At 64.3% G+C, this 14,284-nt stretch carries 12 protein-coding genes; 4 read left to right on the top strand and 8 right to left on the bottom strand.

From position 1 onward, the window contains the following. Positions 1 to 42: 42 nt before the first annotated feature. The 7 genes from EN869_RS25165 to EN869_RS25135 form a co-directional block, all read right to left on the bottom strand. Positions 43 to 1,281 carry an MFS transporter gene (locus tag EN869_RS25165; RefSeq protein WP_127228967.1) on the bottom strand — a complete coding sequence of 413 codons (1,239 nt, stop codon included), beginning with the start codon at positions 1,279 to 1,281 and terminating at the stop codon, positions 43 to 45. Positions 1,282 to 1,429: 148 nt separating this feature from the next. After that, on the bottom strand, positions 1,430 to 2,530 hold the full coding sequence (locus tag EN869_RS25160) for an aminotransferase class I/II-fold pyridoxal phosphate-dependent enzyme (protein ID WP_127228968.1): 1,101 nt from the start codon (positions 2,528 to 2,530) through the stop codon (positions 1,430 to 1,432). 206 nt (positions 2,531 to 2,736) lie between these two features. After that, on the bottom strand, positions 2,737 to 3,189 hold the full coding sequence (locus tag EN869_RS25155) for a MucR family transcriptional regulator (protein ID WP_127228969.1): 453 nt from the start codon (positions 3,187 to 3,189) through the stop codon (positions 2,737 to 2,739). 197 nt (positions 3,190 to 3,386) lie between these two features. Further along, positions 3,387 to 4,091, bottom strand: coding sequence for an ROK family protein (locus EN869_RS25150; RefSeq protein ID WP_127228970.1), 705 nt, complete (start codon positions 4,089 to 4,091; stop codon positions 3,387 to 3,389). Between the two features lie 18 nt (positions 4,092 to 4,109). Continuing rightward, positions 4,110 to 5,486 carry a glucose-6-phosphate dehydrogenase gene (zwf, locus tag EN869_RS25145; RefSeq protein WP_127228971.1) on the bottom strand — a complete coding sequence of 459 codons (1,377 nt, stop codon included), beginning with the start codon at positions 5,484 to 5,486 and terminating at the stop codon, positions 4,110 to 4,112. 13 nt (positions 5,487 to 5,499) lie between these two features. Next, positions 5,500 to 6,510 carry a phosphogluconate dehydrogenase (NAD(+)-dependent, decarboxylating) gene (gnd, locus tag EN869_RS25140; RefSeq protein ID WP_127228972.1) on the bottom strand — a complete coding sequence of 337 codons (1,011 nt, stop codon included), beginning with the start codon at positions 6,508 to 6,510 and terminating at the stop codon, positions 5,500 to 5,502. Positions 6,511 to 6,543: 33 nt separating this feature from the next. Further along, complete coding sequence (locus EN869_RS25135; RefSeq protein ID WP_127228973.1) at positions 6,544 to 8,961, bottom strand: glucan 1,4-alpha-glucosidase; 2,418 nt, start codon at positions 8,959 to 8,961, stop codon at positions 6,544 to 6,546. Positions 8,962 to 9,158: 197 nt separating this feature from the next. On the opposite strand from EN869_RS25135, the gene EN869_RS25130 reads away from it, so the two are divergent. From EN869_RS25130 to EN869_RS25115, 4 genes are all read left to right on the top strand, one after another. Then, positions 9,159 to 10,172 carry an ABC transporter substrate-binding protein gene (locus EN869_RS25130; RefSeq protein ID WP_127228974.1) on the top strand — a complete coding sequence of 338 codons (1,014 nt, stop codon included), beginning with the start codon at positions 9,159 to 9,161 and terminating at the stop codon, positions 10,170 to 10,172. Between the two features lie 141 nt (positions 10,173 to 10,313). After that, positions 10,314 to 11,777 carry a sugar ABC transporter ATP-binding protein gene (locus tag EN869_RS25125; protein ID WP_127228975.1) on the top strand — a complete coding sequence of 488 codons (1,464 nt, stop codon included), beginning with the start codon at positions 10,314 to 10,316 and terminating at the stop codon, positions 11,775 to 11,777. Between the two features lies 1 nt (position 11,778). Then, a complete protein-coding gene (locus tag EN869_RS25120; protein ID WP_167498657.1) occupies positions 11,779 to 12,756 on the top strand; it encodes an ABC transporter permease in 978 nt (325 codons plus the stop codon). Positions 12,757 to 12,759: 3 nt separating this feature from the next. After that, the gene (locus tag EN869_RS25115) at positions 12,760 to 13,707 is read left to right on the top strand and encodes an ABC transporter permease (RefSeq protein WP_127228977.1); all 948 of its coding nucleotides are present in this window, start codon (positions 12,760 to 12,762) and stop codon (positions 13,705 to 13,707) included. Here EN869_RS25115 and ppa read toward each other — a convergent pair whose 3' ends face one another. Then, positions 13,708 to 14,244 (bottom strand): inorganic diphosphatase, encoded by a 537-nt coding sequence (gene ppa / locus EN869_RS25110; RefSeq protein WP_127228978.1) that lies wholly within the window; start codon positions 14,242 to 14,244, stop codon positions 13,708 to 13,710. It abuts the gene before it with no gap. Positions 14,245 to 14,284: the final 40 nt, after the last annotated feature.

Raw genomic sequence — 14,284 nt, 5'->3', positions numbered from 1 at the left:
TAGCCCAAACTCGGGACTCTGCGGCTCAAATCCAGCGCCTAATCAACTCCGGCTGTTCAGATGCCGCACTTGCCGCAGCGCCGGGAACAGGTACGCCCACAATCCCGCAACCGCGATGGCGCCGATGCCACCGATCACCACGGCGGGGACCGTGCCGATCAGCGCCGCCATCGTGCCGGCGCGGAATTCGCCGACCTCGTTCGAGGCGCCGACGAAGACCTGGTTGACGGCATTCACGCGGCCGCGCACCTCATCCGGTGTCCAAAGCTGGATCAGCGTCTCGCGGATATAGACGCTGAACATGTCGGTGGCGCCGAGCAGAGCAAGTACTGCGATCGACAGCCAGGTGATGGTCGAGACGCCGAAAAGCACGGTGAAGGCGCCGAACAGGGCGACGAAGCCCAGCATGATCTTGCCGGCATGGTCGCGGATCGGGTGGCCGGCTAGCCAGACGGCGACGCAGATCGCGCCGATGCCGGGCGCCGAGCGCAGCAGGCCGAGGCCCCAGGGGCCGAGCTCCAATATGTCGCGCGCATAGACCGGCAGCAGCGCCGAGGCGCCGGACAGAAGCACGGCGAAGAGGTCGAGCGAGATCGCACCGAGCACGATCTTCTCGCCCCAGATGTAGCCGAAGCCGGCGAACAGGGTCTGCATGGTCGGCTTGTCGGTGGCTGTCTGCTGCGCCGGCTTCGGAATGGTGAAGATGAGCACGGCGGCGGCAAGCATCAGGATGGCGGCGGTGGCGTATGCCGCTTCGGCCGAAACGCCGTAGAGCAGGCCGCCGGCGACCGGGCCGACGATGGTCGCCGTCTGCCAGGCCGACGAATTCCAGGCGATCGCATTGGCGAAATCCTTCTGCGGCACGAGGTTGGCGAACAGCGAGGACGAAGCCGGTCCGTAGAAGGCCCGCGCGATGCCGAACATGACCAGCACCGCGAAGATCGGCAGCGGACCGTGCAGGCCGCGCAATGTCAGGAGCAGCAGGACCAACGCGCAGCCGGCCTCGATCAGCGTTGACAAGGTCATGATCAGCCGGCGGCCGAAGCGGTCTGCGACCACGCCGGTGACCAGGACCAGAAGCAGCGAAGGCAGGAACTGGACGATGCCGACAATGCCAAGATCGAATGGGTCGCGGGTCAGGTCATAGACCTGCCAGCCGACGGCGACGGACACGATCATGGTGGCGAAGGTGGTGAGGAAACGCGCCGTCCAGTAGCTGAGGAATGGGCGGTGCCGGAACGCGGCGTAACGCTGGTCGGGTGAAGTTGCTTCGGCTGTCATGATTTGAGGGCCCCGTTGCGACAATGGCCGGCGGGGCACTTCCACGGTGGGCGCTGGTCCGGCCAGAACGCTTTAGCCCAGTTCGTCCCGCCATGCGCGCAAAAATCCGCGCTGGATCAAAAGAAAATCGAATCTTTTGCGCGGCGGCTCAGTCCCGCAACGCGGCGGAGATGGCGTCGAGGCCGCCGCGCAGTTCCGTTTCCGTCGGCCAGCCGAAGCCGAGACGGAAGAAGCGCTTCGGCATCTCGAACCAGTGTCCGGGACCGACATAGGTGCCGTATTCCTCCAGCAGCCTTGCGTAGAAGGCGTCGAGGTCGAAGCCGGCATCGACATTGAGCCGCGGGAAGCCGACGACGCCGCCTTGCGGCCGCACCCAATCGACCAACGGCTCGCCGTCAATCCAGGCTTGCACGATGTCGCGGCGCCTGGCCATGTCCGGCAGCAGCGAGGCCAGGAAGGCGTCACGGCGCTCGAGCATGGTGCGAGCGATCGCTTCGTCGATGACGCTGCCGCAAATGCCGATCTGCTCCTTGGCGGCGAGGAAGGTTTCCTGCAGTTGCGGATCCCGGGTGACCAGCCAGCCGATGCGAATGCCCGGAATACCGAAGGCCTTCGACAGCGAGCAGACGCTGATGGCGCTTGGGCTGAGCGAGGCGGCCGCGGGCAGGCGATCGCCAAAGGAGAGGTCTCGATAGGTCTCGTCGACCAGCAGGCGGCATTTGTGCTTTTCGGCAAGCGCGACCAGCGCGTCGAGTTCGGCGCGTGTCATCATCGTGCCGGTCGGGTTGTGCGGGCAGGTGACGCTGATCAGCCTGGTGTTAGGCCGTAGCTCTGCCGTGAGGCGTTCGACGTTGAGGGCGAAGCCCTGGTCGAAGTCGAGATCGATGTAGGAGATGGCGCAGCCGATGGCCTTCGGCGTCTCGATGTTGGTGGCGTAGTTCGGCCGCACGACGACGAGATGGTCGCCGGCCGACAGCAGCGCAGTGGCGATGATGAACAGCGCGCCGGCCGCGCCCGCGGTCACCAGCACATCGTCTGGAGAAATGCCCTTGACCTGGCCGGCGATCAGCGCGCGCAATTGCTTGTCGCCGCGATGCTCGCCATAGAACAGCGTCAGGTCGGGCAGCGCGAGACCGATGTCGGAGAGCTTCTGGTCGGCGATCGAGCTTTCGGAAAGGTTGTAGCGGATGCGGTCGTAGCCGTATTCCTCCGGCGCTTCCTTCTCGATCAGCATCCTGGCGTAGTTCATGGCCTGTCCCCCGGCCGAGCGCTTCACCGTTCCGCGAAACGGTGAACCGCTCCCCCTCTTCGTTCTTGCGCAATTCCGGACGGAAAACCGCCTTACACTTTTCCTGGAATTGCTCTGGCGGTGGTAACCAAGCCATAAAAGCAGGAAGCCTGCCAAGGTCGATTCCTCGGCAGGCTTCCTCAAACCATTGGTGCAGGCGCGCTATTTCAGGCGGTCGCCTTGGCCTTCTTGCCCTTGGGCTTCACCGGTTCCGGATCCGCCTTGCGGCCAAGGCCGATCGATTTGGCCAGTTGCGAGCGCGAGGCCGCATAGTTGGGAGCGACCATCGGATAGTCGACCGGCAAGCCCCATTTGGTCCGGTACGCTTCCGGCGTCAGGCCGAAATGCACGCCGATATGGCGCTTCAGCGATTTGAACTTCTTCCCGTCCTCGAGGCAGATGATGTAATCCGGCGTCACCGAGCGCTTAGGATTGACGGCCGGGACCGGCGGGGGCGCGGCGGGCTCCGCCGGCTGGCTGATCCCGCCGATCGACGAGGCGACGCTGGCGATCAGCTCGCCCAGGCCCGAAGCGGGCAGGCGGTTCTTCGCGACATAGGCCGATACGATGTGCGCGGTGAGCTCGAGCAGGTCGACTTCCTTACTGGTGTCCTCGTCCACGTAGTTCCTCCATTTGTGCCGCAAGGTCGCGAAAAACGCGATGTGTAATGTCAAAGCGCTGCGAGCGTTGTTTGCGAATCCGGAAAAGCGAATAGCGTCGCAGGCCGGCGAATTCCTAGTCGGCAAATCTGCACGACGCAATCATCTATTGCACAGTTACACGCTATTTTGAACAATTATACTGAATTGTAACAATATCAGACGATCAGTGCCTTGTCGCGCCACAGACGAAATCCACCCTCGAAGGCGCGAGTGTTGTCGCCGCGCCGGGACTTTTCGGGCAATTCATCGAGCTTGTCGACATTGCCGCCGCCGATCACGACATAGTCCGGCTGCAAGGCGGCGCGAAGCCTGCCGACGACGTCGAAAACGTATTTGCGCCATTTTTTCTTGCCGTGCTTCACCAGTCCGCGCTCGCCGACATAATCCTCGAAAGTCGCGCCTTTCTTGTAGGGCAAATGGGCAAGCTCCATCGGCTGGCCGACATTCTTGATGATCATGGCGGCGCCCAGGCCCGTGCCGAGGCCGAGGAACAGCATGCGGCCGCCGTCATAGCTGCCGATCGCCTGCATCAGCGCGTCGTTGACGAGCTTCACCGGCTTGCCGAAGGCGGCGGTGAAATCATAGCCGTTCCAGCCCTTGCCGAGATTGAAGGGATCGAGCGAAGGCTTGTTGTCGCGCACGGGGCCGGGATAGCCCATCGAGATGACGTCGTAATCCAAGCCCTCGGCCAGTTTCTTCACCGAACCGACGACCTGGTCGGGGGTCAGGCTCGGCCCGGACGCTACGCGGCGCATCTCGCCGCCGGCGCTGGTCAGGATCTTCACGTGTGAGCCGCCGACATCGATGGTGAGCACGATCGGATCGCCGCTCGCCGCGGCTTTCTTTGCTGCTTTCGCCATTTCCTCCTCCCCCGAAAACTACTTCGTTGGATTGATCCAGCCGTCGGGCGGGCCGAAGCCGTTCATGGCATCTGCCGGTCCCCAGGTCTTGGGCGCATAGATCGCCGGCGCCGTAGTGTCGCCAAGCACCGGCCCGACGATGCGCCAGGCAAGCTCGGCCGCGTCCTGGCGCGTGAACAGCTGGCCGTTGCCGTTCATGGCGTCGCCGATCAGCCGTTCATAGGGAGGCATGTCGCCCCTGGTGTCGTCGAGTGCGGTCAGCTCCACCTGCTCACCGATCATGTCGTCGCCGGCGACCTTGCGCTGGGCGCCGATCGAGATCGCCACCTGCGGGTCGATGCGGAAGCGCACATAATTGGCGTCGCCCGGCTTGATCGGATCGAAGACGTCGAGCGGCGGCCGCTTCAGCCGCACGATCACCTCGGTGGCGTGCACCGGCATGTTCTTGCCGGCGCGGATGAAGAAGGGCACGTCCTGCCAGCGCCAGGTGTCGACGAAGAAGCGCACCGCGGCGAAGGTCTCGACCGGCGAATTCGGCCTGACGCCCGGCTCGGCCAGGTAGCCGTCGAACTGGCCGCGCACGACATCGTCCCTGGTCAGCGTGCGGATGGCGCGCAGCACTTGCACTTTCTCGTCGATCAGGTCGTCGGCCGAACGGCCGACCGGCGGCTCCATGGCAAGCAGAAGAAGGATGTTGAGCAGGTGGTTCTCGATCACGTCGCGAATGCAGCCGACATCGTCATAGAATTTGCCGCGGCCCTCGATGCCGAAATCCTCGGCCATGGTGATCTGCACGCTCTCGACGAAGTTGCGGTTCCAGATCGGCTCGAGGAAAGAGTTGGCGAAGCGGAAATAGAGCAGGTTCTGGATCGCTTCTTTGCCGAGATAGTGGTCGATGCGGAAGATCGACTGCTCGTCGAACACCAGATGCAGCACCCGGTTCAGCCAGCGCGCCGACTGCAGATCGTGGCCGAAGGGTTTTTCGATCATCAGCCGCGCGCCGCGCGCGGTGCCGGACTGCTCCAACCCCTGCACGACGGTTTCGAACATGGTCGGAGGGACCGCCATATAGTGCAGCGGCCGCTGCGCCGAACCCAGCGCCGTCCTCAGCTTCTCGAAGGTGGCGCTGTCGCGATAGTCGCCGCTGACATAGCGCAGCAGCGAGGCGAATTTGGAAAAGACATTGTCGTCGACCGCGCCCAGCGCACTGACGATGCCGTCGCGGGCGCGGTCCACCAATTTGGGGAGTTCCCAGGGATCAAAGGCGACGCCGATCACCGGCTCGGTCAGCGTCCCCTTGGCGGCCATCTGGTAGAGCGCCGGGAAAATCTTCTTGTGCGCAAGGTCGCCGGTCGCTCCGAAAAGCACCAGCGTGTCGGACCTCTCCTGGCTCATGCCCTGTCCCCCCTCACGCGCCGGGCTTCTTTTCGACATGGCCGCCGAACGCATAGCGCATGGCAGACAGAAGCTTGTCGGCGAATTGCGATTCGCCCTGCGAGGAGAAGCGGTCGAACAGCGCTGACGACAGCACCGGCGCCGGCACGCCGGTGTCGATCGCGGCCTTGAGCGTCCAGCGTCCTTCGCCGGAATCGGAGACACGACCGCCGAACTGGGCGAGCGCCGGATCGTTCTTCAGCGCGCCGGCGGTGAGATCGAGCAGCCAGGAGCCGATAACGCTGCCGTGGCGCCAGACCTCGGCGACCGCGGGCAGGTCGACATCGAACTGGTAATATTGCGGGCTTTCGAGCGGGCTGGTCTCGGCGTCGGCGGTGCGCTGCCTTTTGCCGGCATTGGCCGACTTCAGGATGTTCATGCCCTCGGCATAGGCGGCCATGACGCCATATTCGATGCCGTTATGCACCATCTTGACGAAGTGCCCGGCGCCGCTCGGGCCGCAATGCAGATAACCGAAGGGCGCCGTGCCCGCATTCTTGTCAGGCGTGGTGCCCGCGTCGGCGCCCGGCGCGAGTGTCGCGAAGACCGAATCGAGATGCTTCACCGCCTCGTCCGGGCCGCCGATCATCAGGCAGTAGCCGCGCTCGAGACCCCAGACGCCGCCGCTGGTGCCGACATCGACGAAGTTGATGCCTTTCACCGCCAGCTTGGCCGCCTGGTCGACGGCGTCGTGATAATAGGAATTGCCGCCGTCGATGATGATGTCGCCCGGCTCCATCAGCGCCGCCACCTGGTCTACGATCTTGCCGGTGATCGCGGCCGGCAGCATCAGCCAGGCGCAGCGCGGCTTGGCGAGCTTGCCGACGAACTCTTCCAGCGAGGCGGCGCCGACCGCGCCGTCTTTGACCATGCCTGCGACGCTTGCCGAATTGATGTCGTAGACGACGCATTCATGGCCGTCGCGCATCAGGCGCCGCACCATGTTGGCGCCCATCCTGCCCAGTCCCATCATTCCGATTTGCATGGTGTCATCCCGATTGCTTGAGGAAAGAAGAATTCACTGGCCGCTTGGTTGGTCGATCGCGACGGTGAAGTCGACATTCTCCCAATGCATCGCCTCGGGCCAGAAAAAAGTGAAGACGATCGCGCTTCCAGGCCGTAGGCCGGCCACCGGCAGATCGACAAGATGAACGCCGAAAGCGTTCTCGGCGGTATGGCTGTCCTGCACCGTCAGCCATTTGTCGCTGCTCCAATGGACGACGCCGGGTGCCGACAGCTCGACGCGCAGCACCTTGCCGGCAGGGATGGAGCGGATCCTGTCGTTGAAGCGCCACGTCCTGAATGGCGCAACGGTCTTTTGCTTGATGTAGCGCTCGACGCCTTGCGGCGGCATGTCGAAGACAGCGCCGTCGCGCAGCGAGCGCAGCAGCTTGATGTGTTCGGCATGCGCCCAGACCAGCGGCATGGCGCTGCCGGATGGGGCGCCCAGCCGCAATTCGCGGTCCGGAATGTCGGGGCGATCCCAGACCTGTTCCGGCAAAAGGCCACCCACGCCCGCCGAGCGTTCGAAGGTTTCCAGCAATGCAGCGGCCTTGTCCTTGCGGCCGGCGGCCAGCTCGTAGTGGGCGCGCTCGCCGGCGAGCAGCGGCCATGGCCGGCCTTGGCCAGTGCCATCGAAAGGCGAGCCGTCCTCGTGCTCGCCATAGCCGTCGCCGGTGTAGCGGTACCAGAGCGGCCCTTGCGGCAGGTCGCAGCGCAACAGCGCATCGACGACCTTGACCGTGTCGACGACGCGCGGATCGTCCGCGGCTCTCAGGCCGAAACGGACCAGCGCCAGCGCGTCCGGACTGATGATCGCCTCGGCCGGCTTGTCGGTGTCGGCTGGCGGGCGGTTCTTGATCGGCACGAAGCCGTCCTTGGGCGAGGCGGCTCCCGCATCGTCGGGCGGCGCGATGCGGACATAGTAGCCCGCGACGCCCTCGCTCGCGCAGACTTCGGTGCCGGTGACATAAGTCCAGGCTTCAATCTGGTCGTTCCAGCAATCGGCGGTTTCGCGCAGATAGTTTGCCGGCTCATTTTTATCGCAGATGTCCAGCATATCGGCGGCGGCAAGCAATGCCGCTATTTCCACGGCCAGCGTGAAGGGGCTGTAACCGGCGTCCTCTTCCCAGCGATCCTCGCCGGTGACCGGACCGTTGCGCACGATATAGGCGACCGCGTTCTCGATCATGGCCAGAAAGCCGGCAAGCTTCGATTTCGGCAGGTGGCCGGCGCGGCGCAAGGCATCGGCGAGCAACAGCGGAAAGGCGCATTCGTCCATCTGGATGCCCGGCCAATAGGCGGTGCCGTCGGACCAGACATTCTGCGGCCAGTGGCCGTCCGGCTGCTGGATCGAGCGCAGATAGGTGAGGATCTCCAGCGCCTGCCTGGCGTCGCCGGCGGCAAGGAAACCGCCCGCCGTCTCGACCAGGTCGCGCGGCCAGACGAGGTGATAGCCGCCGAGGTCGTCGTCGCCCTTGTTGAAGCCCCAGGGAATCGACAGGCTGGCGACAGCGGCGCCAGGCCTGGCGATCGACAGATGCGTTGCCAGCACCGCGGTGCTGACGCGGTATGTGTTCAGCCCGGAGGCGGCCGGACGATCGAGTTTTTCGAGACCCGCCTGGAATTTCCGCCAGTTTTCGACATAGGTTTCCGCTGCCGGCTCGAAACCCTGTTTCAGGCTTGCAAGGGCAAGGTCGGCGGCTTCTTCCGGCGAAGCGCCGAAGCCGAGCGCCAGCAAGGTGGTGGTCTTGCCGGCCGAAAAGCCAATCTCGCCGGCCAGCGCGACATTGCCGTTTTCGGCGGCCTGGCAGGAAGGGTCGAGCGCGCCGTTGTCGTGCAGTTGCTGCCAGCCGTCCGAAAAACCGACATAGCCGGCCGAACCTTCGCCCCAGGGCAAGGACGAGCCAAGCGCCAAAGAGACACCGCGTCCGGTGGCGAAGAGAATGCGCTGCCCCTTATGCTCGCCGAACCAGGCAGTGTTGCCCATGCCGGCATTGACCAGATGCGGCGCCAACAGCGCGTAAACGCGGTAGTCGGCGGCCGTACCTCTGAGCGCGGTGAAAGTGGTTTCCTGCAGCAGCACAGGGCGTTTCGGATCCGTAACGATGCGTTTTTCAATCCGGTAAGCGCCGTCGGAAGCGATGTTGGCCAGCCTGTAGCCAGGCACTCCGTCCTCGAAGTGTTCGACGGCATGGGCCGCATCGCGCTTTTCTTCGGAAAAATAACCGCCGGGACCGGTGACGACCAGCCCCAGGTCGCGCGTGCAGGCGCTGTCGAGGCGCGGATAATAGATCTCGTTAAGAATGCCATGGCTGATGGTGAACCAGAGCCGGCTTTTTGCTGAAAGCGCGGTGCCGACGCCGCTTTTGGCGCTTGACGTCCAGCGCGCCGGAATCCCGGGCGCGCCTTTTGCAACGGTCGGCGTCACTGCCATCAAATTCTCTCTCCTGCCGCGTTCCTAGACCATCCGCCTGAGGTTTTTCAATCGGCGCACCGCAAGTTGATCGCGTGGCCCAAATGCTTTGCAGTTGACAGCTTGCGGTTCCTCTGAATTTGTCTGACAATAGATAAAAAACAGGCAATTTGCGTTATGACTATCCATTAAGACCAGCAACCTCGGGAGGAACCGACATGAAGAAACTGCTCGTATTGAGTGTATTCGCAGCGATGCTCGCCTCGGGCACCGCGCTTGCCGACACCAGCGGCAAGAAGATCGCCTTCTCCAACAATTATGCCGGCAATTCCTGGCGCCAGGCGATGCTCGACAGCTACGGCATCGTCACCAAGAAGGCGGTCGAGGACAAGGTGGTCGCCGCCGCCGACGTTTTCACCACGGCTGACAAGGAAGTGCCGACCCAGGCCGCCCAGGTGCAGAACCTGATCCTGCAGGGCTATGACGCCATCGTCATCAACGCCGCTTCGCCCGATGCGCTGAACGGCGCCATCAAGCAGGCCTGCGATGCCGGTATCGTCGTGGTCTCGTTCGACGGTATCGTGACCGAGCCTTGCGCCTATCGCGTCGTTGTCGATTTCAAGGACATGGGCAAGCAGGAAGTCGAGCAGATGGCCAAGTTCCAGCCGAAGGGCGGCAATCTGCTGGAGATCCGCGGCCTCGCCGGCACCTCGATCGACGATGCCATCCATGCCGGCATCCTCGAGGGCGTCGCCGCCCATCCGGAGTTCAAGATCGTCGGCTCGGTGACGGGCGACTGGGACCAGACCACGGCGCAGAAGGCAGTGGCGACCATCCTGCCGTCGCTGCCGGATGTCGTCGGCATCGTCGACCAGGGCGGCGACGGCTATGGCGCAGCGCAAGCCTTCGCCGCCGCCAAGAAACCGCGCCCGACCATCATCATGGGCAACCGCCAGGACGAATTGAAGTGGTGGAAGGAGCAGAAGGAGAAGGACGGCTACAAGACCTGGTCGGCCTCCATCGCGCCCGGCGTGTCGACGCTGGCCTTCTGGGTGGCGCAGCAGGTGCTCGACGGACGCAAGGACATTCCGCACGACCTCCTGGTGCCCTATCTCGCCTTCACGCAGGACGATTTCGAGGCCGCGCTGCCGAAGATCAAGGAAGGCGGCGTCGCCACCCACGAATACACGCAGGAAGAGGCTATCGCGGCGATCAAGGCCAACATTAAATAACAGGGCATGATCCCGAAAAGTGTGCGGCGGTTTTCGGAAAAGATCATGCTCAGAAGAGAAGTGGGATGACGTTTCGAAGAAAGGTCATCTCACTTTCATGATCGCATTGCCGTCCGCATCGCCAGCCGGGTATCGTTGAGCATGCTCAAGGCAAACACCGACATCGTCCGGCTGAACGGCGCCGAAAAGCATTTCGGCGCCGTTCGAGCCCTTAACGGCGTCGACTTCCATGTCGGCGCCGGCGAATGCGTCGGCCTGGTTGGGCACAACGGCGCCGGCAAGTCGACGCTCATGCATATGGTGGCCGGCACGCTGCGGCCGGACGGCGGGCAGATCGCGGTGCGCGGCAATGCCGAGGCAAGCTATTCGGTGGCGCGCGCGCTGGAGCTCGGCATACGCTGCGTGTTCCAGGAATTGTCGCTCTGCCCAAATCTCAGCATTGCCGAGAACACGCGGATCAACCATCCCGCGCTCAAGGGCTTCGGCTGGCGGCGCAAGGCCGCCGATCTCATTCGCGCCAAGCTCGACGAGATCTTTCCGGATCACGGCATTTCGGAGGACGACATCGCCGGCGACCTTTCGATCGGAAGGCGGCAGATGGTCGAGGTGGCGCGCGCCTTCACGCTGACCAGCGAACCACTGCATCTGGTCATCCTCGACGAGCCGACCTCGTCGCTCGACGCACATACGGCAGGGCAGTTGCTTGCCTTCGTGCGACGCTTCGTGGCCGCCGGCGGCAGCTGCATCCTGATATCCCATGTGCTTGGCGAGGTGCTACAGAACGCCGACCGCATCGTGGTGATGCGCGACGGCAAGGTGGTCGCGGCGGATGCCGCTGATGTCTTCGACCGCGACAGGCTGGTTGCCGCCATGGGCGGCGCCGAAGGCCATCAGAAGGCTGCCGCCGAGGCCCGCAAGACCGAGCCCGGCGCGCTCAGGGTGCGGGCGCGCCCGGCCAGGCAGCAGGACGGCAAGGAGCTCGTTGCCCGCGCAGGCGAGATCATCGGGCTGGCCGGCCTCGCCGGCCATGGCCAGACGGATCTGCTGCTGGCGATTTTCTCGGCGGCCGCCCGCGCCAAGGCCGGCATCGAGGTGACGGCGCCCGTGGCGCTGGTCGCCGGCGACCGTCAGTCGGACGGCATTTTCGCGCAATGGTCGATCGCCCAGAACATCGGCATCCGCTCGCTGACCCGGCTGCGCAACGGCTTGCTGATTTCGCCGCAGCGCGAGGCCGATCTCGCCGAATTCTGGAAGAACAAGATCGGCATCCGCACGCCGGACATGAACAACAACATCTTCTCGCTGTCGGGCGGCAACCAGCAGAAGGCGCTGTTTGCCCGCGCGCTCGGCTCCGACGCCGAGATCGTGCTGATGGACGACCCGATGCGCGGCGTCGATATCGGCACCAAGCTGGAAGTCTACGACCTCGTGCGCGAGGAGGCCGCCAAGGGCCGCACCTTCCTCTGGTACACGACCGAAACCGAAGAGCTCGACAATTGCGATCATGTCTATGTCTTCAAGAACGGCCGCATCGTCGCCGATCTCGGGCGCGACGAGCTGACGGAGGAAAAGATCATCCAGTCCTCGTTCGGCGATGCGGGTTGATATGACCGCGATTGCTCCCGGCACGATCCCAAGATCCTCGCCGCGCGGCGGTGCCGCCAGGGCACGCATGTTGCGCGGTCTTTTGCCGGCTTTGTCGCTGGCGCTGGTGCTGATCGCGATCGCCTGGCTCAACCCGCGCGCCATCAGCTATTTCGGCTTCAACCTGATGCTCAATCTGGCGATCCCGATCGCGCTGGCGACGATCGCGCAGATGTTCGTGATCGCCGGCAACGAGCTGGATCTGTCGATCGGCACGTTCGTCGGCTTCGTCGGCTGCGTCACAGCGACATGGCTGAGAGATGCGCCGCTCATCGGCATTGTCGTGCTTTTGGGCTCGATCGCCGTCTACGCGCTGCTCGGCGCGCTGATCCATCTGCGCAACCTGCCGTCGATCGTGGTGACGCTGGGCATGAGCTTCGTCTGGCAAGGGCTTGCCATCCTGGTCCTGCCCAAACCCGGCGGCAAGGCGCCGGACTGGCTGCTTTCGATCCTGTCCTTCAAGCCGCCTTACATCCCGTTCCCGATCCTGGCCGCGCTCATCATCGCGGCGATCGTGCATTTCGGCCTGATGCGGACCTCCTATGGCGTGATCCTGCGCGGTTCCGGTGGCAACGCGGCGGCGCTCAGGCGCGCCGGCTGGTCGCTGCTCAGGACCAAGATCGTGCTCTTCGCGCTGACCGGGCTGTTCGGCGTGCTTTCCGGCATGGCGCTGATCGGGATCACCACCTCGGCCGACGCCAATATCGGCAATGGCTACACGCTGTTGTCGATCGCCGGTGTCATCCTGGGCGGCGGCGAGTTCGTCGGCGGCCGCGTGTCGCCAATCGGCGCGGTGCTCGGGGCGCTAACGCTGGCGCTGGCCGCCTCGCCGCTGCTCACCTTCATGCATATCCCGCCCGACTGGCAGGTCGCCGCCAATGGCGCGATCCTGATCATCGTGCTGGCGGCGCGCGTCCTGATCAGCCGCAGGGAGCGGTAAGCGATGACCTCGGTGCGCACGCTGCTGGAAAAACCCTGGATCTGGTCCTTCGTCGGCGCGCTCGTCGTCTGGCTGGCGACGGTCGCGTTCACCGGCGGCTACGGCGCCGGCGGCATGGTCACGGCTGCCTTGTCGCTTGCCGTCTTCACCGTCATCGTCGGCGTCGGCCAGATGTTCGTCATCACGCTCGGACCCGGGAATGTCGACCTGTCGCTGCCCGCCAATATCGGGCTGGCGAGCGCCGTCGCCATGAAGGTGATGGGCGGCAGCGATTCCATGATCGTCGTCGGTCTGCTCGCGGCACTTGCCACGGGTGCCGCGATCGGCGCCATCAACTATCTGCTGATCTGGGCGCTTCGCATCCCGCCGATCATTGCGACGCTGTCGGCCAGCTTCATCATCCAGTCGGTCGACATCAGCTATGGCCGCGGCCTGCAGATCAAGCCGCCGCCCGGCTTCGCCGACTTCACCAACTGGCAGGTGCTGGGCATCCCGGTGCTGGCGATGCTGACGGTGGTCTTCACCGTCGGCGCCGCACTTGCGCTGCAGCGCATGATCTATGGCCGCTCGGTGCTGGCGATCGGCCAGAACATCCGCGCTGCGTGGCTGGCCGGAGTCCATGTCGGCCGCATCCGCTTCCTCACCTATACGTTGTGCGGCGCGCTGGGCGGCATCGACGGGGCGCTGCTTGCCGGCTATTTCCGCGGCGCCAATGTCGATATCGGCAACGAATATCTGCTCGCCTCGATCGCGGTCGTCGTCATCGGCGGCACCTCGGTCGCCGGCGGCAAGGCCAACGTGCCCGGCGTGTGGGGCGCCGGACTGTTCCTGGTGCTGCTGCTCACCATGCTTAACACGTTCGGCGTCAGCGCCGGCGTGCGGCTGGTGCTGACGGGGCTGATCATCGTCGGCGTGATCACCGCGGCCGGCGGCGAGAAGGCGGTGCGGTAATTAGGCTTTAGCCGCCTTTGCCCGCTCGATCGCATCGACGATCATCTTCTTGGCGTATTTGGAATCGTGCCAGCCCTCGATCTTGACCCATTTGCCGGGCTCGAGATCCTTGTAGTGCTCGAAGAAGTGCTGCACCTGCTGGCGCGTTATGTCGGGGAGATGCGTGTATTCGGTGACGTTCTCGTAGCGCAGCGTCAGCTTGGGCGAGGGGACGGCGATCACCTTCTCGTCCTGGCCGGCATTGTCTTCCATGATCAAGACGCCGATCGGCCGCACATTGATGACGCAGCCCGGCACCAGCGCGCGGGTGTTGCAGACCAGAACGTCGATCGGGTCGCCGTCGCCCGACAGCGTGTGCGGCACGAAGCCGTAATTGCCGGGATAGCGCATGGAGGTGTGCAGGAAGCGGTCGACGAAGAGCGTGCCGGCTTCCTTGTCCATCTCGTATTTGATCGGCTCGCCGCCGATCGGCACCTCGATGATGACGTTGACGTCGTCAGGCGGGTTCTTTCCGGTTGGCACGGCTTCAATACGCATGGCTAAATCCCTCTCTCGATTGACAAGACCGATAGCGGGG

Origin of the sequence: Mesorhizobium sp. M2D.F.Ca.ET.226.01.1.1 (genome assembly GCF_004022705.2) — a bacterium.
Lineage (GTDB): Bacteria > Pseudomonadota > Alphaproteobacteria > Rhizobiales > Rhizobiaceae > Mesorhizobium.
This window is presented reverse-complemented; position numbering and strand designations above follow the sequence as displayed.

Bases quoted from the DNA above. Each gene is read 5' to 3' on its own strand.
- EN869_RS25125 (WP_127228975.1), top strand. From the start codon at position 10,314: ATGCTCAAGGCAAACACCGACATCGTCCGGCTGAACGGCGCCGAAAAG.
- EN869_RS25160 (WP_127228968.1), bottom strand. From the start codon at position 2,530: ATGAACTACGCCAGGATGCTGATCGAGAAGGAAGCGCCGGAGGAATAC.
- ppa (WP_127228978.1), bottom strand. From the start codon at position 14,244: ATGCGTATTGAAGCCGTGCCAACCGGAAAGAACCCGCCTGACGACGTC.
- gnd (WP_127228972.1), bottom strand. From the start codon at position 6,510: ATGCAAATCGGAATGATGGGACTGGGCAGGATGGGCGCCAACATGGTG.
- EN869_RS25135 (WP_127228973.1), bottom strand. From the start codon at position 8,961: ATGGCAGTGACGCCGACCGTTGCAAAAGGCGCGCCCGGGATTCCGGCG.
- zwf (WP_127228971.1), bottom strand. From the start codon at position 5,486: ATGAGCCAGGAGAGGTCCGACACGCTGGTGCTTTTCGGAGCGACCGGC.
- EN869_RS25165 (WP_127228967.1), bottom strand. From the start codon at position 1,281: ATGACAGCCGAAGCAACTTCACCCGACCAGCGTTACGCCGCGTTCCGG.
- EN869_RS25120 (WP_167498657.1), top strand. From the start codon at position 11,779: ATGACCGCGATTGCTCCCGGCACGATCCCAAGATCCTCGCCGCGCGGC.
- EN869_RS25150 (WP_127228970.1), bottom strand. From the start codon at position 4,091: ATGGCGAAAGCAGCAAAGAAAGCCGCGGCGAGCGGCGATCCGATCGTG.
- EN869_RS25130 (WP_127228974.1), top strand. From the start codon at position 9,159: ATGAAGAAACTGCTCGTATTGAGTGTATTCGCAGCGATGCTCGCCTCG.
- EN869_RS25115 (WP_127228977.1), top strand. From the start codon at position 12,760: ATGACCTCGGTGCGCACGCTGCTGGAAAAACCCTGGATCTGGTCCTTC.